This window comes from Nocardia sp. BMG111209, from assembly GCF_000381925.1.
GTDB lineage: Bacteria > Actinomycetota > Actinomycetes > Mycobacteriales > Mycobacteriaceae > Nocardia.
Map to the genome: position 1 here is coordinate 68305 of NZ_KB907310.1, position 18227 is coordinate 86531.

Sequence of the window (18227 nt, forward strand, 5' to 3'; positions counted from 1 at the left end):
ATGGTCAACGTCGCGGACGGGTTCGGGTCCAGCATCCTCGGTTATCCGAGGATCGGGCCGCACCGGGAACTCAAGCGCGCGCTGGAGGCGTACTGGCACGGCGAACTGTCGCGGGAGAAGCTGCTGGCGACCGGCCGGGAGATCCAGGACACGCAGTTCGCGGAACTGCACGCGGCCGGGCTCACCCAGGTGCCGGGCAATACGTTCTCCTTCTACGACCATGTGCTCGACAACGCGCTGTTGTTCGGCGCGGTGCCGAAGCGGTTCGAACCGTACCGTGACGATCTGCATCCGCTGGACTTCTACTTCCTGATGGCGCGCGGCCGGCCCGATCTGCCGCCGCTGGAACTGGTCCGGCTGTTCGACTCCACGTACCACTACCGGCAGCCGGAGCTGGACGCCGACACCGAGTTCTCGCTGCATCCCGAGGCGCTGCTCGACGAATTCGATCGGGCCATGGCCCAGGGCATCGAATTGCGGCCGGTGGTACTGGGACCGGTGTCGCTGCTGCTGCTGTCGAAGGCGGGCCGGGTGCCCGGCGAGACCGAATTCGACCGGCTGGCGCTGCTGGACCGGCTGCTACCGGTCTACGAACAGCTGCTGGAGATCCTGGCCAAGCGCGGATCGACCTGTGTGCAGCTGGACGAGCCCTGCTTCACCAGCGACCGCACCCCGGCCGAACTCACGGCGTTCGAGGCTGCGTACCAACGACTTTCGACTGCGCCGCTACGGCCGCGGATCCTGGTCACCGGTCAGTACGGCGATTTCGGTGAGGCGGTGCGCATCCTGGCCGGAACCTCGGTGGAGGCCATCGGTCTCGATCTCGCGGCGCACCGGATCCGGCCGGAGGAGCTGGCCCGGATTCCCGGGATCCGGCGGAAGCGGTTGTACGCGGGCGTGATCAGCGGCACCAACGTGTGGCGCGCGGATCGCTATGTCACCCTGCAGTATCTGCACGAGCTGTCCCAGGTGTGCCCGGATCTGGTGGTGTCCACCGGATCCACGCTGTTGCACGTGCCCTACGACCTGCTCGTCGAATACGATATCGACGGCCATGTGGCCGATCGCCTGGCCTTCGCGAAACAAAAAGTGCTGGAAGTGGTTTCGCTTGCAAAGGCGCTGACCGAGGGCCCGTCGCAGGGCTGGCGGCAGCGGCCGCGCGAGGTGCACTTCAAGCAGAAACACGCTGTGCGGCAACGGGTCTACGCGGTCACCCCGCAGATGCGCGAGCGTGAACCGTACGAGCAGCGCCGTCTCGCGCAGCGCGAACGCCTCGACCTGCCGCTGGTGCCCGCCACCACGCTCGGCTCCTTCCCGCAGACCGATACGATCCGGCAGGCCCGCTACGAACTGGGCGAAGGCCGGTTGTCGCTGGAGGAGTACCGCAAGCGGATCGAGGCCGAGATCGAATCGACCATCCGGTTGCAGGAGGACATCGGCCTGGACGTCCTCGTGCACGGCGAGCACGAGCGCAACGACATGGTCCAGTATTTCGCGGAACTGCTGGACGGCTTCGCCACCACCCACTTCGGCTGGGTGCAGGTGTACGGCTCGCGCTGCGTGCGCCCGCCGATCCTGTTCGGCGATGTGGCCAGGCCGCAGCCGATGACCGTGGACTGGATCACCTACGCGCAGTCGCTGACCGCCAAACCGGTGAAGGGCATCGTGACCGGCCCGGTGACGATGGTGGCCCGCTCGTTCGTGCGGCAGGACCAGCCGCTGCACGAGACCGCCGACCAGGTGGCCCTGGCCATCCGCGACGAACTGGCCGATCTGGAACGAGCCGGTGTGGCGATCATCCAGGTCGACGAGCCGTCGATCCGGGAACTGCTGCCCCTGCGCACCGGCGGCCGCCACGAATACCTGCGCTGGGCGGTGAACGCCTTCCGCCTCGCCACCTCCGGCGTGCGCGCGGACACCCAGATCCACACGCACATCGCCTATTCCGGCCGCGCCGAGATCGTCCGCGCGATCGAGGAACTCGACGCCGACGTCACCGCGATCGTCGCCACCCGCTCCATCGAATGGGTGCTGAACGCCTTGAACGACGATGCCGCCGGCGGCCACGGCCTCTCCCACGGCGTGGGACCCGGTGTGTACGAAAGCCGTTCGGCCCGCATCCCCGACATCGACGAACTCGACGAACTCCTCACCGCCGCCGCCGCGGCCATCACCCCCCACCGCCTCTGGGCCAACCCCGACGGCGGCCTGAAAACCCGCCACTACTGGCAACTGGAACCCTCCCTCCGCAACCTGGTCGCCGCCGCCCGCCGCGTCCGCCGCCGCACCGAACAAACGAATCCCGCCACGGTCTGAAACCCCGCCCCGGACAAATCGGATTCATGCGGCGGCGCATCGCATTCGAACATTCCGGTCGGTTCGAATGCGATTTCCGGATCGACGTGTCATCGGTAATGGGCTGCCTCCCGGCGTTGTGATGTAATCGTCGCGGGGCTGCGTCACAGGTCGGTGTTGTGGCTCCGGCTGTCCGCGCATTGCTGATCGCAGGAGGGGTGGCATGACCGACACCGAGGCGCTGTGGGACATGCTGGACGACCGGCTGCTGCCGTTGTTCCGGCAATATCGTCGGAATTTGTCCGATCTGCGTGTCGACACCAAAGCCGACGACACGCTTCTCTCCGAAGCGGATATCGCGGTGCAAACGGCGATCATCGATACGATTTCGCACCTTTTCCCGGGTTCCGAGTTCGTCGCCGAGGAAGACGATTGGACGGCGCCGACCAGTGGCGACCCGACCTGGATCGTCGACCCGATCGATGGCACAGCGGAATTCGTGGTACCCGGGCGGCGCGAGTTCTGCAGCGTCGTGTGCCGGGTCGACCGCGGAATACCTTCTGCCGCATATGTGCTCGCCCCCGAGCTCGGTACCGGAGGAACGCCGATCTCGATCCACTGGGCGGAGGGGGTGACCGTCGACGGGCAACCGGCGCCGCCGCTTCCGGCTGCAGACCGGCCGGGCCGGGCATCCGTCACTCGCAGTGCCGATGTGCCCGCGCGTCGCTTCGAGAGCGAACTCGCGGACATCGGCTGCCGGATGAAGGTGCGCACCACATCCCAGACGCTCGACATGGTGCGTACCTGCATAGATCTCACCGCCTGGACCGGGGAGTCGCAGGAGCGGTTCGACCTGTTCTACCGAACCGACCAGAAGATCTGGGACGGTGCGGCAGGCATCGGCCTGAGTCTCGCCATGGGGCGATCGGCCACGGACGGTCGCGGTGCGGCCCTCGTGCCTCTGAGCGAGGAATTCTTGAATCTCCGGGAACCGGTGCTCGCCGAAACCGTCTCGGGCGCCGAGGGTTGCGTCCGGTGGTTCACCGAGCTACTCGCGGAGTCCCGGAGTATCTGATGCCGCACAGCGTCATGGTGGATGTCACGACATTCATCAGTGCAGAAGAATTCCTGTTGTCGCAGAATCGGAGTCGGGGCATTCGGCCGCGCGACCCCTTCTCCGAGCAGTGTTACGCGGAATTGGTGCAATCCCTCATCTATTTCGACGAGGTTCTCGTTCCGCATCCGACCCTGCTGAATCCGGTACCTGCGGACTACGGTGAGCAGCCCCGTATTCTGCGGCACCTCTTCGATCTGTACATCGCCAGGCCACTGGTGATCGGTGACAGCGACAAACCGTTGCTCGCCGAAGCCGAGGCGTCCGCGGTGGAGACGTTGCAGACGAACGGCGTCCAAACGCTGTTGCAGTTCGTGGATCGCACCCGGCGTGCCGACCTCGAGATACAGCAGTACGGCGGCGGTCAGCGGCTGCTGCCCAAGATCGTGAAATGGTCCGACTACCAAGCCGGAAACATTCGGAGCCGGACTCACCACGGTGCGCGGATCAGCGGTCCCGACGGAGTCGAAGACGATCTCTTCGGGAAATGGGCACGAGCTTCGTCCTTCGCACTCGAGGGCCGGTTGCGGAGTCTCATACCGGACAGCGAGCAACAGTTGTGGTTCATCGCGACCCTGGTGCGGTCGCTGCGCTACTCGGCGCGGGCCAAGGTGAAAAATGTGGCGTACACGCCGCATCCGCTGCGCCGGGACTTCTCGGTGATGTTCGACCTGTTCGATGACGGCGCTCCGGAGAACACCATCGAGGACGTCATCTCGGCGATACGCGGCATCCCGGGTGAGATAAACCGGGTGGCCGACGCACGTCCGGATCGTCCGCTGCAACTTCGTGTCCAGGAGTTGCCGCTCCTGGGCGGCAGATTGTGGAGCCAGGCGGAGCGCGAACGATACGACGACGAACGTTGGCTGCAGTTGATATGTGGCCGGATCGATGAATACCGTTCTCGCGCAGCAGATTTCCGGAGCGTGCTGTCGATGGCCGACTCCGAGGAGGATATCCGCCGGCTCGAGATCGACGTTCTCGGTGTGCGCAACCAACTGCTGCGGAAGCTGGGTCTCGAGTCTGCGCAGGTGAACGAGACCGAGACGGCGTTGCTGGATACGACCGCTTCGATCGCCAAGGCCGGATTCGGGATGCCCACCGAGGTGCCGGTGACGCAATTGCTGAAGCTCGCGTACGTTGCGCTGCGGCGATACAAGGGGTCGTTGGGCACCCCGCATCAAAAATTCCTGTATCGCGAATTCGTTCGCGGCGTGTAGCCGCACCTCTCCGCGAAAGTTCTTCCCGCTGTCGTGGGTCTCGGCGACGAATGCTGTGTGTCCGGGATCAGGTAGCGATGTGGAGGCGGCGGGTTGAACGGGATGGGGCAGGGGTTGACCGCGGGGGGTCGGGAGCGGTGGCGGCGGCGGGCCGAGGGGGTCGTGGGGGAGTTGCGGGAGCGGGGGGTGGTGGCGGTGGCGGTGACGTGGGTCGATACCGGGGGGATCGTTCGGGTGAAAACTGTTCCGGTGCAGCGGTTTCCGCATGTGGCGGCGTGGGGGATCGGGGCCTCGCCGGTGTTCGATGTATTTCTGGCCGATGACAGCATCGTGGCGGGGCGGTATGCGGGTGGGCCGGTGGGGGATCTGCGGTTGCATCCGGATCCGGATCGGGTGGTGACGTTGGCGGCGATGCCGGGGTGGGCGTGGGCGCCGGCGGATCGGTACGACCAGGACGGGGGTGCGCATCCGCACGATGCGCGGTTGTTGTTGCGGCGGCTGGTGGCGGAGCTGGCGGAGGAGGGGTGGTCGGTGCGGGCGGGGTTCGAGGTGGAGTGGGTGCTGGGGCGGCCTGCCGCCGACGATCGGTTCGTGCCGGTGACGACCGCGCCGGCGTACGGGATGGCTCGGGTGGTGGGGCTGGCGGATTATCTGCGGGATGTGATGGCCGCGCTGGGGGACAGTGGGGTATCCGTGGATCAGGTGCATCCGGAGTATTCGGCGGGGCAGTTCGAATTGTCCTTTGCCGCAACGGATCCGGTGGAGGCCGCGGATACCCTGGTGGTGGCGCGGGAGACGGTGCGGGCGGTGAGTGCGGCGTACGATATGCGGGTTTCGTTCGCGCCCAAGGTGGTTCACGATGCGGTCGGGAACGGTGGGCATGTGCACCTGAGTCTGTGGCGAGGTGGGATCAATGCCATGTCGGGGGGTGCGGGGCCGTTCGGGCTGACCGAGGCGGGGGAGTGCTTCACCGGTGGTGTGCTCGGGCATCTGCCTGCGCTCATGGCGGTCGGATGTTCTTCTGTCGCAAGTTATCTGCGGTTGGAGCCGTCGCACTGGGCCGGGATGTTCGCGTGCTGGGGGCGGGAGAATCGGGAGGCGGCGGTGCGGTATGTCGGTGGGTGCCCGGGTGAGCGGGAGCGGGCGGCGAATGTCGAGGTCAAATGCTTCGATGCCACGGCCAATCCGTATCTGATGCTGGCCGGAGTGCTCGCCGCCGGTGCGGCGGGGCTGCGGGATGCGGTGCGGTTGCCCGCGCCGGTCGACATCGATCCCGGCGCGCTGACCCCGGCGCAGCGCGCCGCCGCCGGGATCGACGCGCTGCCGGGCACTCTCGCCGAGGCCGTTGCCGCCTTCGAGGCGGATGCCGTGCTGGGCAAGGCCTTCGGGGCGGGGCTCGTCGACACCATCGCCACGGTGCGCCGCGGTGAGATCGCCGCCCTCGCGGGCCTCGGTCCGGCGGAGATCATCGCTCGCACCCGGTGGCGATATTGAGCGCGGGCCGAATCCGCCGGCGTGGAGGTCAGAAAGTGGCCGCGTCGATGACGAAGCGGTAGCGGACGTCGCTGGCGACCACCCGGTCGTAGGCCTCGTCGATGCGGTCGGCGGAGATGGTCTCGATTTCGGCGCCGATGCCGTGTTCGGCGCAGAAGTTCAGCATCTCCTGGGTTTCCGCGATGCTGCCGATCGTGGATCCGGCCAGGGAGCGGCGATTGTTGGAGAGGGTGAACGGCTGAACCGTGAGGTCGCTGTCGGGCAGGCCGAGCACGACCAGGGTGCCGTCGGTCTTCAGCAGGCGCATGTAGTTGTTGATCGGCAGGTCGGCGGCGACCGTGTTCAGGATCAGGTCGAAGTGGTTGCGCAGGTCCCTGAAGGTCCGCCGCTCGCTGGTCGCGTAGTAGTGCTGCGCGCCGAAGCGGCGGCCGTCCTCCTGTTTGCGCAGCGATTGGCTGAGCACGGTGACCTCGGCGCCCATCGCCGCCGCGAGTTTCACGCCGACGTGGCCGAGGCCGCCCATACCGACCACGGCGACCCGCGTGCCGGGACCGGCATTCCAGTGCCGCAGTGGCGAATACAGGGTGATGCCGGCGCACAGCAGGGGTGCGGCCACGTCCAGGCCGAGCTTGTCCGGGATCGTGACCACGAAGTTCTCGGTCACCACCACCTGGGAGGAGTAGCCGCCGAGGGTGTGGCCGCCGGCCTGCAGTTCCTCGGGGACGGCGCCGTTGTAGGTCATGGTGTTGCCGTTGGCGCAGTACTGTTCCTCGCCGGCGAGGCAGAATTCGCAGCGGCCGCAGGAGTCGACCATGACGCCGACGCCGACCCGGTCGCCCACCTGGTGCCGGGTGACCGCCGAGCCGACCGCGGCGACGATGCCGGCGATCTCGTGGCCGGGTACACAGGGGTAGCGGGTGCCGTGCCATTCGTTGCGCGCGGTGTGGATATCGGAGTGACAGACGCCGGAGTACCGGATATCGATGAGTACATCGTGCGGGAGCAGGTCCCGGCGCTGGATCGTCGTCTTCTCGAAGCGACCGTCGGATGAGCCGACGGCGTACGCGGCAGCAGTACTCATGGCACCATGCCTACCGCCGCGGGAATTCGGACGCAAGTGCCACAACGGCCACGAATCGGGGCCGGTGATGTTGCCGGTCGCCGCGCTGCGTCGGTGCCGGATCGGGCCCCCGGTTTCCGGTTAGCTGTACGGTGGCGGCCGCGGGGCCGGGATCCGGGAGGAGCAGGCATGCAGCACAGTGGTTTCGGCTCGGCGCTGTCGCGCCGTTCGTTGTTCGGCGTCGGCGCGGTCCTGGCGGCAGGTGCGGGACTCGCCGCCTGCGGGGATGCCGAGAAGAAGAACGCACCCCTCATGACCGGCAACAGTTCCGCCGCCGCGACCGGCGCCCCCACCGCCGCCGATCCGGTGTCCGTCGCGGCCGACGCCTATATCTTCGGCTATCCGCTGGTGCTGATGGATGTCACCCGCGAGCAGAGCGGCACCCCGAACGCCCTCTTCCACGCCCGTACCCTGCCGACCGCCGCCGATCACGCGGTGGTGCGGATGAACCTGGACACCCTCTACACCAGCGCGTGGCTGGATCTCCGGCCGGAGCCGATGATGTTGCAGGTGCCGGACATGGGCCCGGACCGGTACTGGCTGATGCAGCTGATGGATGCCTGGACCAATACCGTGCACAATCCGAGCAACCTGAAACCGCAAGTGCGGCAAGGACAATCGTCGTTCACCTATGCCATCGTCGGGCCCGGCTGGTCGGGTGTGCTGCCGGCCGACGTGACTCGGCTGGACATGCCCACGGCCACCGCTTGGCTGATCGGCCGCACCCAGGTGAACGGCCCGGACGATCTCGACGCCGTGCACGCCCTGCAGGATCGGATCGTGCTGGCGCCCGCGAGCGCCTGGACCGCGGGCCGGGTCGTGCCCGCCACCGGCGCCCTCATGGCCGCCGGTACACCGCCGCCGAAGGTGGTGGCGGGTATGAACAGTCGCACCTTCTTCGATCGGATGTGCACGGTGCTCGCCGCGAATCCGCCTGCGGCAGCGGACGATGTCGTGATGAAGCGGTTCGCCGCGATCGGCGTCCGCCCGGGCGGCACGGTCGCGGGTCAGCCGGTCGACGCTCTCGATCAGGGCGTCGCGGCGGCGCAGAAACGGTTGCAGGAGTTCCACGATCCGAAGGGCAAGAACGAGAACGGCTGGATCTTCGCCACCGATGTGGGCAGCTACGGCACCGATTACGACCTGCGGGCCCATACCGCGAAGGTCGGCCTCGGCGCCAACCTGGCCGAGGATGCGGTGTACCCCAGCACATTCGGCGTCGCCGACGCCAACGGCACCCCGCGGCGCTACCGGATCCGGTTCGACCGGGACCAGTTGCCGCCGGTGGATGCGTTCTGGTCGGTCACCGCCTACGGATCCGACAACTATCTGGTGAACAATCCGGCCGGGATCTATGCCGTCGGCCATCTGATTCCGGTCGCACCCGGCCCGGACGGGCGGGTGACCATCGCGGTGCAGCACGAGGATCCGGGTCCGGACGTCGCGCCGGGGCACTGGCTGCCGATCCCGGCGGCCGGTACCTTCTCGCTCAGCATGCGCCTGTACGCGCCGAAATCCGCAGCGCTGGACGGAAGCTGGCAACCGCCCGCGCTCACGCCGGTGAACTGACCGCCGCCGGTCGTGCGGCAAATCGGCGTAACACAGCAGTAAACAGTATTGCGCGAACGGCCGGACTCGGGGCACGTTGGAAGGTACATCCATTCGCCGAGCCCGACCGGCGCAGACCCGCGGGAGTGGCCATGTACCAGCCACGGTACGACGAGCGACGGTTCACCGGTGAATCCGAGCGGGTGGGCCGCACGGCCCGGACCGCCGCCGCGCTGCTGGTCGTGGTGCTGGCGCTGGCCGCATTTCTCGGTTATCGCGGAGAGTTTCCGAGCTGGGCCGGTCAGTCCCGGGGCGCCTCCGCCGCGCTGTACGGGCCGCCGTTGCCGCCGATGGACGCCACCGCCGTCGCGCACACCGTCGAACCGGAACTGGTGAACGTCGATGTGCAACTGCGGCCCAGCGGGGTCGCCGCGGCGGGGACCGGCATCGTGCTCACCGACGACGGGCAGGTCCTGACCAGCCATCACGTGGTCAAGGGCGCCGACAGCATCACCGTCGGCGATCTGGGTACCGGCACCGAGTTCCCGGCCACCGTGATCGGCTACGACTCCGACGCCGATATCGCGCTGCTGTCGCTGACCGGCGCGCACGGGCTGCCGGTGGCCCGGATCGGCAGTTCCGGGGTGCTGCGGCTCGGTGACGAACTGGTGGCGATCGGCAACGCGGGCGGCACCGGGAGCCCGACCGCGTTCCCGGGTTCGGTCACCGCGCTGGACTCCTCGATCGTGGCGCGCAACGCCACCGATATGTCCCGCAAGGCGCTGACCGGCCTGATCGAGGTGGCGGCGCCGGTGATGGCCGGGCAGTCCGGCGGCGCGCTGGTCGACCGCTACGGCGCGGTGGTGGGGGTGGTGACCGCGGCCTCCGGGGAACTGTCCCGGGTCTCCGGCCGGGGTAGCGGCTACGCGGTGCCGATCGATACGGCCATGAACGTGGTGCGGCAGATCCGGTCGGGCACGCCCACCGACGCGGTCCACGTCGGCCCGACCGCGACGCTGGGCGTGGTCACCTCGGACAGTCCGGCCGGGGCCCGCGTCGACGTCAGCCTGTACGGGCAGCCGGCCTTCGCCGCCGGGGTGTCCGAGGGCGAGGTGATCACCGGGATCGACGGCCGGGTGGTGGGTTCGGTGCAGGCGCTGCGGGCGGCGCTGAACATGTGCCGACCGGCCGATACCGTGCATCTGGATCTGACCGGGCCCACCGGCGCCCGCCGGACGGTGGCCGTCGTGCTGGCCGCGGGCCCGCCCAGCTGAGCCGGGATCAGAACAACGAGGTCCAGTAGTCCTGGAAGCGCAGGAACACCAGCAGCAGCACCACGGCGTAGAACACCACCACGACCGTCCAGCGCCATTCGGCGATGATCCGCAGCGGGCCCCGGGCATCACCCCAGAGCTGGTCCGTGACCACCGCGAGCAGCGCCGGGGTCACCACCCAGACCACCATGCAGTACGGGCACAGCGCGTTGATGCGGTAGAGGCTCTGGAAGATGAGCCAGCAGATGAAGCCGACGCCGAGCGCCAGGCCGATCCACAGCCCGCCCCAGATCCAGCTCGGCAGGCCCAGTCCGGCGACCGCGAGTACCGCGAGGGTGACCGCCACCGAGAATCCCACCACGCCGATCAGCGGGTTCGGGAAGCCGAAGGCCGCGGCCTGATGGGTGGCCATCACCGAACCGCAGGACAGGATCGGATTGATACTGCACGACGGCTTGTAGCTCGGATCCATGAACAGTTTGAATCGCTCGTACGTCAGGGTGACGGCGGCGATCCAGCCCAGTAACGAGCCGATCAGCAGAATCCACGCGGATCGCGTGGGTGCGGCGACAGTGCCGGCCATCGCTTACTTGGCCGCCGCTTCGATGGTGGCCCGCAGGCCGCCGTTCTGCATCAACTCGGCCGAGGTGCCGATCTGCTTGTCGTTCACGAAGACCGTGGGCGTGGCCTGGATGCCGCTGTTCAGTACGTCCTTGGTGATCTTCTGTACGTAGGCGTCGAACTTGTGGTCGGTGATGCACTGCGCGGTGGCCGGATCGGTGTAGCCGGCGTCCTGCGCGATCTGGACCAGGGTTTCGTCGGTGAGGCCGGTGCCGTTCTCCGGCGGCTGCTTCTGGTACATCGTGATCAGCCAGGGCAGGAACTTCGAGGGATCGGCGTCGGCCAGGCAGTAGGCGGTACTGGCCGCGCGCGAGGAGTACCGGGTGCCGGAGGACATCTTGTCGAGGAAGGCGATGATGTTGTACTCGACGGCCGCGGTGCCGTTGTTCACCTCGTCCTCGATCACCTGACCGTTGGCCGCCTCGAACGCCTTGCACGCCGGGCACTGCAGATCGGCGACCACGCGCACGGTGACCTTGGCGCCGGGCTTGCCGATCCGGATGGAGCCGTTGTCGGTGATCGCGCCGCCGATGCCGCCGGCGGACTGCGGGGCGGTGACCGCGGGGGTGGGACCGGCGTCGTTGCTCTTCGACTTGTGCATCGCGATGCCGATGCCGATACCGGCGATGAGCGCGATCAGCACGACCGCGACCGCCACCTGGACGGCGATGGTGCGTGAACGGTTGGGCCCCCGCACTGCCGCCAGCGAGTTCTTCCCACGCGGATTGTTGCTCACCGTTGCGTTCACCACGCCTTCCTGTGCTCACCGGACCACTGGGTAGCGCCCGGGCCGATCCTACGGGCTCGGCATCGGTTGGTCGCGGACGCGCCCCGGGCACATCATGGTTGCCCAACCTGAGAGAACACGCAGAACAGACCCGGAGACGGGTGAGTGTGGCGGCCCGCGCCGCAGCGGATCCGGCGGGGCCCGAATCAGCTCTTGCGCAGGCGCTTGCGCTGCTCCTCGACGTCGAAGTGGGCGGCGGGCCAGTCGAGCTTCAGCGTCTGCAGGGCGTCGATGAGCAGTTCGGTGACCGCCAGCCGGGCGTACCACTTGCTGTCGGCCGGTATCGCGTACCAGGGCGCGTACTCGGTATCGGTGAGATCGAAGACCTCCTGGTACGCCTCCTGATAGGCGGCCACGTGGGCGCGTTCGTCGATATCGCTCGGGCTGAACTTCCAGTGCTTCTCGGGCCGGTCCAGCCGCTGTTCGAGCCGCCTGCGCTGTTCCTCGAGCGAGATCAGCAGTGCGACCTTCACGATCGTGGTGCCGCTCTCGGCGGCCTTGCGCTCGAAGGCGTTGATCTCGGCGAAGCGCTTGCGCCACATATCCGGCGGCACCAGGTCGTGCACCCGGACGACCAGCACATCCTCGTAGTGCGAGCGATCGAACACGCCGAGCTGTCCGGGCCGGGGCAACTGCCGGCGAACTCGCCAGAGGTAGTGGTGGCGGCGCTCCTCGGCGGTGGGTACGCCGAAGGCGGCGTGATCGACGCCCTGCGGATCGACCGAACCGATCACGTGCCGGACGATACCGCCCTTGCCGGAGGTGTCCATCCCCTGCAACACCAGCAGCACGCTGCGCGGATCACCGCTGCGGCCGTTGGCGTACAACTTCTCCTGCAGATCGGCCAGCACCGGGCGGCGCTGGTCGATCAGCAACTCCGCGGACTTCTTCGCACCCAGCTTCTTGTCGGGGCGGAAACCCGGGGTGGCGCTGGTGTCGAACTCGGCGACCGGCACGCCCGCGGCCCGCAGCGCCTCGGTCACCGGAACTGACCAGTTAGTTTTTGCCATGGGGGCAGTATGAACGGAAGAAGGCGATATCGGAACATGCACGTGACGGATCGGTATCGACCGGGGGTGCGGATATCAATCGACCGGGCCGGAACGCAGGACGCCCCCGGCCCGAAGGGGATTCGGGGCCGGGGGCGAGTCTCCCACTGAGCTGGGAGGCGAAGCAACAGCAACTATATCGGCCCGTCCCGGCGGCCGTAGGGGTTTCGGGCGGCCGGCTCAGAGATAGGGCTGGGAGGCGGATTCGATGCCGGACAGGCGCAGCAACTGTTCGGCGAAGTCGAGATCGGAGACCGGGGTCAGCGTGAGATCGGCGGCGGTGGTCAGCAGATAGCGGCCGTCGCCGGTGAAATCGAGCCAGGTGCGATGCCGGGTCGGCGGCGACATCGGATCGTCGGGAGCGATGGTGACGGTGAGGAATCCGCGCGCGTCGACCGGGGCCCGCAGCTTACGGCGGAAGTGCGCGGCGGTGCCCTGGTCGGGACTGCCGTCGGGGGCGAGGCCGTCGGAGCCGAGCACGGCGTCCTGCGGTTCCCGCAGCGGGCCCTGCACCCCGGCCGGCGCCGAGCCGATCACCGACACCAGGCGTTCGCCCACCGCGCGGGCGTGGCAGACCGAGACGGAGACGGTATCGGTGCGGGCCACCAGGATTCCGGCGTGGTTGTGCACCACGGCGGCGAAGGCCAGGATCCGTTCCGGATCGTCGGAGCGCTCACCGGTGACGGTGATCGTGGTGGCGTCGGCGCGGGCGCACAGCATGAGCGCGGCGGTCAGGTCCGCATCGGTGTTGCGAGCGTATCGGGAGCGCAGACCCAGTGCGGCATACTCGGATTCGGTGCGCACGGTGGCGGCGGGGATCATGTTCACGGGGTACGGCCGGCGATCCCGCCCGGTCTCCGAGGCCCAGACGTGGGTGAATTCGTCCGGAGTCAGCGTCCATCTCACCGTTGCGGCCCTTCGCCGGGGCCGGAGTCCGGGGGCAGTGGCGCGAAGCGGGGCACGCCGTCGCCGGACGCGGGCAGCGTCGGGTTGTACCGGTAGGTCATGACGTCGCGTACGTCGGCCAGCGTGGTGGCGTTCCGCAGGTCGTATTCGGCGCGGCGGCGGGCGCCGTGCACGGCCTCGGCGGCCGGATCCGCCAGCGGCAGATAGGGTGGCGGCGGTGGGGCGATCGCGTCCCGGATCGTCTGTGCCGCTTCGGAATCGGCGGCCAGCAGGCGGTGCAGCGCGGCGCAGGCGTCGGCCGCGGCCAGGCCGTGGCTCAGCAGCTGACGGGTGGCCTCCAGGGCGGCTTGGCGGGTGCGGCCGGACCAGCGCGCCAGTCCGGCGTCGGTGGCGGCCGCGAAGGTGTGGAACGCCTCGTCGATCAGTTCGCCGCGGCGCTGCCAGACCTCGGCCACCTGGCCGATCGCACCGGGATCGAGTCGCTCGTGCACGAGTTCCCAGATCTCGCGGTGGCTGTAGCCGCCGAATATCTCTCGGTCGGGGACGTACGGTGTGTCCGTGTTCTCCGCTGGTCCGTCCGGACGCATCGCCGATGTCCTTGTCTGCCGGTGGGTTTCGTCGGTGATCCGCGCCGCCGGTCGGCGGTGGTCAGCGGCGTGCCTCGTCGTCGCCGGCCACCAGGCGCAATGCGGCGTGGTTCGCCGCCTCGGCCTCCGCGAACTGCTTGCCCGCGGCCAGGAATGCGGCCTCGAGCAACAGTGCGGCCTGCTGGAACGCGGTCACGGTGTCGGTGAATTCGCTTGCCTTGCCGGAGAAACCGCGGGCCAGCGCGCGGCCGGAGGGTAGCGCGCCGAAGCCCGGGCCGAAGGTGTCGGTCCGGCCGTCGAGGCGGGCGGCCTGCAGATCGTCGACCAGGCGGGAACAGGCCGAGGCCAGGTCCCGCGCCACGTCCGGGGCGATCTCGAGGATCGCCTCGCCGTTGGATTCCAATGCCGCGGAATACAGTTCGCGTGCCGCTCGCTGCCCGATCTCCGGAATTGCCACCGTGTGGTCCCCTTCCCGACCGCCGATGGTCCGGCACCCTACCGCAGCGCAGCCGGTCTCGGGAACCCCCGGGGTTCCCGATCGGCCCCGAAGTGCCCGGCGGACCGGGTATTTCAGGCCCGTTCCACCCCGATGGTCATCCCGGCCGCGCGCAGTCGTTCGGTGAGCGCGTCGCCCATCGCCGCCGCCGGGGTCAGGATGCCGGTCTGCGGCGGCAGCGCGTCGTAGGCCAGGCACAGTCCGGACTCGCCGAGCAGGACGGATGTCGCCTGATATCCGGGATCGCCGGTGCCCGCGAAGGTGGCCACGTACTTGGCGCCGGAAGTGGTGTGCGCGAACGTCTTCATGGTGAACCAGCCGGTGCGGCGGGCCTTCTCGCTCGGACCGGTGCCGGGTGCGGGCAGGACCCGGTCCAGCAGCCGCCGTCCGGCCGACACCCGCGACAGCACGGCGCCGGCGGCGGTGGCGGCCACGATGCCGCCGGCCATCCCGGCGGCGACCAGCGGCGCGGTCCGCGATCGGCCCGCGCTCATCACCTCGCGGTAGCGGAAGTTCTTGCCGTACACCCAGCCCAGCAGCCCGTTGCTGCGGCGCACGATCTTGGTGTTGTGCGCGGCCATCACGAAGGTCGACACCCAGCCGTCGAGACTGCCGTCGATCGCCGAGGCCCGTTGCAGCGCTTGATCGGTCTGCCGGCCCACCTCCGGATCCAGCGCCGGGTCGGGGGACAGTGAATACGGATGCGACAGCACCCGGGCCTTGCCCGGATCCGCGGCGACCGCCTCCATCATGGCGCGCGCGGAATCGATGGTGCCGCCGCTCATTCCGCCCTTCAGCCACGCCACCAGGGTGGTGTCGGTGAGTTCGCCGGTGTTGTCGGCGACTGTGCGGCGGTACAGCTGATACACGCTCAGATCCGACGGAATCGAGTCGTAGCCACAGGAATTCACGATTCGCGCGCCGGTTGCCACGGCCGTTTCCTGCGCCTGATCGATACAGTCGCGGACGAACAGCGGCTCGCCGGTGAGATCGGCGTAGTGGGTGCCGGCCTGTGCGCAGGCCCGCACCAGCGGCAGCCCGTAACGGAGGTACGGCCCGACCGTGCTGACCACCACGCGGGTGCGCGCGGCCAGATCGTCGAGGCTGCGCTGATCCGTCGAATCCGCTTGCAGCAGCGGCCATTCCGCGGCGACGCCGCCCAGTTCGGCTCGCACCCGGGCCAGCTTGTCCGGCGACCGGCCGGCCAGCGCGATCCGCGCGCCCGCCGGCGCCGCCCCGGCCAGATATGCGGCGGTCAGCGCGCCCACGAAACCCGTCGCGCCGAACAGCACGAGGTCGAATTCCCGGTCTGTCATGAATTTCCCATCCGGTCGCCAGATGCGGCCCGCGATCGAGATCCGAGCCGTCGTTGTCCGGTACCTACCGTATCGGCTATCGGGACGGGCCGGGCCCTCCGCCTCGCCGCTCCAGCCAGGCGCAGTGGGCCTTGCCCAGCTCGGTGACCGGCGGATCGCCGTAGAGCCACTCCCGCGCGATGCGATGCCAGTTGGCGGTGGCGCCGAGCTGGCCGAGCACCCCGAAGGTGAGGAAGTCGGCCCGCCGCGAGAACAGATGTTCGGCGGGCAGATTCTGCAACCGCATCCCCGAGTACTCGCCGACCCGCGGATCCACCGCGAGCAGGAAGGCGCCGCTGGCGAGCTCCGGGGTGATGGTGAGCTCCTCGTCGATCGCCACCCATTCCGACGCCGACAGCACATATTCCAGGGCCTGTTCGGCGGTGACCTCCGCCGGGGTCTCGATGACGCCGCGCTCGATCAGCAACTGCCGCAGATCCTCGGCGCGGTCCTCGGCGGCGGCCCGGATGCCCTCGGCCTCGAATCCGACATCGCGCGGATTCATCCGGTTGAACAGCCCGAAGTCCAGGAAGGCGACCCGGCCGTCCTCGCCGAGCAGCAGATTGCCCGGATGCGGGTCGCCGCAGAATTCGAAGAAGGTGAACAGCGAGCCGACGTAGAACCGGTAGACGATCTCGCCGACCCGGTCGCGCTCGGCGGCGGGCAGCTGCTGGATCTGCCCGAAATCGCGACCGGGGAAATACTCGCTGACCAGCACGTGGGCGCTGGACAGTTCGGGCAGCGCGCGGGGTACCACGATGAACGGGTGGCCGGTGTAGAGCTCGGCGATGGCGGCCTGGGTGCGCGCCTCGGCGACGTAGTCGAGTTCGCTCTCCAGATTCAGCCGCAACTCGTCCAGTACCGCCGGGGTGATCCACGGCATCGCCGTCTGCAGCACCCGCCGGAACATGGTCAGGTTCCGCAGATCCGCGCGGACCGCGCGATCGATCCCGGGGTACTGCACCTTGACCGCGACCTCGCGGCCGTCGTGCAGCCGGGCCCGGTAGACCTGGCCGATCGAGGCGGCGGCGACCGGTTCCGGTTCGAATTCGGCGAACAGTTCGGTCAGCGGCCGGCCGGCATCCTCCTCGATCACCGCGCGCATGGTGTCGAAGGACACCTCGGGGGCGCTGTCGCGCAGCACCGCCAGCCGGCGCTGGAAGCGTTCGCGATGCTCCGGCGGCACCAGATCCAGATCCAGCACGGACAGCATCTGCCCGAGCTTCATCGCGACACCCTTCATGGTGCCGAGGACCAGGACCATCTGCTCGGTGGAGCGCAGCATCGACTCCTCGGCCATGCGGGCCCGCACCTCCTCGGACCGGCCGCGCATCGACCGCCGGGCACGCTGGGCACGAATCACGTTGCCCGCGACCACCGCTCCGAGTTTCGTACCGCGCGCCAAACGGGACGTGGGAACCGCGTCGGCGGCCCGCTTCCCTGCGTCCTTCACCGTCGGTCTCCCCGCGTCCTGGGCCGGAATCCGGCAGATTCACCGACCATCAGGGTAACGAGATCGGCGCTTCGCGGACAGCTGCGGGATACGGTCGGGTGAACAGTCAGGGCAGCTGCTCGTCGGGGCCGGGCAGGTGGTGCGGGACCGCGTTGAACCGCTCGGGTGAACCGCCCGCGCGGACCATCCCCTCGATGGCGCTCCACGCCATCATGGTGAGGTGGTCGAGCATCGCGTCCTTGGACATGGTGCGGTTGGTGATCCACCAGTCCACCGCCAGCTGGACGCCGCCGACCAGCACGTGCGCCCACAGCATGACGCCCTCGGTGGAGACGCCGCGATCGAACGCCTTGTCCTGCAGGACCGCCGCCACCACATCGGCGAACAGCCGCTCGAAATCGGCCAGCGTGGTCTTGTCGGTGCTGGAGGTGTTGCCCATGATGAAGCGGTACACGTCCGGATCGGCGTCCACGGTGTGCACATAGGCGGCCAGGGTGTTGCGGACCAGTTCGTACTCCTCCTGGTCGTCGCTGATCGCCTCGTAGATCCGCGGCATCAGGGTGGTCTCGATGAACCGCTCCATGGTCGCGCGGGTGAGATCGTTCTTATCGGAGAAGTACCGATAGAGGACCGTTTTGGAGACGCCGATCTCGGCGGCGATCTCGTCCATGCCGAGGTCGCCGCCGCGCTTGCGGATCGCCGACAGGGTGCCGTCGACCAGTTCCTCGCGGCGGTCGATCTTGTGCTGGTGCCAGCGCCGCTTGCGGCCGTCCACCCGGCCGCCGCGCGCCGGCGGGGTGCGCGTCACGTCGACGAGTTCTTCGGTGGACAGGACGGGCTCCTATCGTCGATGGGAGGCTCGAGGGCATCTGGGGCATACCCAGCTTAAGTCCTCGGCCTCGCCGCCG

16 protein-coding genes are annotated in these 18227 nt (G+C 68.6%); 6 read left to right on the forward strand and 10 right to left on the reverse strand.

All coding sequences use genetic code 11. The annotated features are described in order from the left end of the window. The 4 genes from metE (at nt 1) to G361_RS0138630 (ending at nt 6123) form a co-directional block, all read left to right on the forward strand. Nucleotides 1-2316: a 5-methyltetrahydropteroyltriglutamate--homocysteine S-methyltransferase gene (gene metE, locus G361_RS0138610; RefSeq protein ID WP_019932506.1), complete on the forward strand. Its 2316-nt coding sequence runs from the start codon at nt 1-3 to the stop codon at nt 2314-2316. A gap of 202 nt (nt 2317-2518) precedes the next feature. Continuing rightward, nucleotides 2519-3370: an inositol monophosphatase family protein gene (locus G361_RS0138620; protein ID WP_019932508.1), complete on the forward strand. Its 852-nt coding sequence runs from the start codon at nt 2519-2521 to the stop codon at nt 3368-3370. Further along, nucleotides 3370-4629, forward strand: a complete 1260-nt coding sequence (locus G361_RS0138625; RefSeq protein WP_019932509.1) for a hypothetical protein — start codon at nt 3370-3372, stop codon at nt 4627-4629. The genes G361_RS0138620 and G361_RS0138625 overlap by 1 nt, the downstream gene beginning before the upstream one ends. Before the next feature lie 114 nt (nt 4630-4743). Beyond that, on the forward strand, nt 4744-6123 hold the full coding sequence (locus G361_RS0138630) for a glutamine synthetase family protein (protein ID WP_231387236.1): 1380 nt from the start codon (nt 4744-4746) through the stop codon (nt 6121-6123). Between the two features lie 28 nt (nt 6124-6151). Here the strand turns inward: G361_RS0138630 and G361_RS0138635 are convergent, their stop codons facing one another. Next, a complete protein-coding gene (locus G361_RS0138635; protein WP_019932511.1) occupies nt 6152-7204 on the reverse strand; it encodes an NAD(P)-dependent alcohol dehydrogenase in 1053 nt (350 codons plus the stop codon). Nucleotides 7205-7372: 168 nt separating this feature from the next. Between G361_RS0138635 and G361_RS0138640 the strand changes: the two genes are divergently transcribed. Then, nucleotides 7373-8812 (forward strand): DUF1254 domain-containing protein, encoded by a 1440-nt coding sequence (locus G361_RS0138640; protein WP_019932512.1) that lies wholly within the window; start codon nt 7373-7375, stop codon nt 8810-8812. Nucleotides 8813-8943: 131 nt separating this feature from the next. Continuing rightward, the gene (locus tag G361_RS0138645) at nt 8944-10065 is read left to right on the forward strand and encodes a S1C family serine protease (protein ID WP_019932513.1); all 1122 of its coding nucleotides are present in this window, start codon (nt 8944-8946) and stop codon (nt 10063-10065) included. Nucleotides 10066-10072: 7 nt separating this feature from the next. On the opposite strand, the gene G361_RS0138650 is transcribed toward G361_RS0138645, so the two are convergent. The 9 genes from G361_RS0138650 to G361_RS0138690 all read right to left on the reverse strand — a co-directional run bounded on the left by G361_RS0138650 (nt 10073) and on the right by G361_RS0138690 (nt 18127). Then, entirely contained in the window at nt 10073-10648 is a 576-nt protein-coding gene (locus G361_RS0138650) for a vitamin K epoxide reductase family protein (protein ID WP_019932514.1), read from the reverse strand. A 3-nt stretch (nt 10649-10651) separates the two neighbouring features. Next, complete coding sequence (locus tag G361_RS0138655) at nt 10652-11434, reverse strand: thioredoxin domain-containing protein (RefSeq protein ID WP_231387237.1); 783 nt, start codon at nt 11432-11434, stop codon at nt 10652-10654. Between the two features lie 185 nt (nt 11435-11619). Then, nucleotides 11620-12483: a PPK2 family polyphosphate kinase gene (locus G361_RS0138660; RefSeq protein ID WP_026344032.1), complete on the reverse strand. Its 864-nt coding sequence runs from the start codon at nt 12481-12483 to the stop codon at nt 11620-11622. A gap of 219 nt (nt 12484-12702) precedes the next feature. Beyond that, a complete protein-coding gene (locus G361_RS0138665; protein WP_019932517.1) occupies nt 12703-13428 on the reverse strand; it encodes an ESX secretion-associated protein EspG in 726 nt (241 codons plus the stop codon). After that, the gene (locus G361_RS0138670; RefSeq protein WP_019932518.1) at nt 13425-14015 is read right to left on the reverse strand and encodes a hypothetical protein; all 591 of its coding nucleotides are present in this window, start codon (nt 14013-14015) and stop codon (nt 13425-13427) included. The genes G361_RS0138665 and G361_RS0138670 overlap by 4 nt, the downstream gene beginning before the upstream one ends. A 61-nt stretch (nt 14016-14076) precedes the next feature. Then, nucleotides 14077-14472 (reverse strand): hypothetical protein, encoded by a 396-nt coding sequence (locus tag G361_RS0138675; RefSeq protein ID WP_019932519.1) that lies wholly within the window; start codon nt 14470-14472, stop codon nt 14077-14079. Nucleotides 14473-14585: 113 nt separating this feature from the next. Then, nucleotides 14586-15827 carry a trans-acting enoyl reductase family protein gene (locus G361_RS0138680; RefSeq protein WP_019932520.1) on the reverse strand — a complete coding sequence of 414 codons (1242 nt, stop codon included), beginning with the start codon at nt 15825-15827 and terminating at the stop codon, nt 14586-14588. 76 nt (nt 15828-15903) lie between these two features. Then, entirely contained in the window at nt 15904-17319 is a 1416-nt protein-coding gene (locus tag G361_RS0138685) for an AarF/ABC1/UbiB kinase family protein (RefSeq protein WP_019932521.1), read from the reverse strand. 106 nt (nt 17320-17425) lie between these two features. Then, the gene (locus G361_RS0138690) at nt 17426-18127 is read right to left on the reverse strand and encodes a TetR/AcrR family transcriptional regulator (RefSeq protein WP_019932522.1); all 702 of its coding nucleotides are present in this window, start codon (nt 18125-18127) and stop codon (nt 17426-17428) included. Nucleotides 18128-18227: the final 100 nt, after the last annotated feature.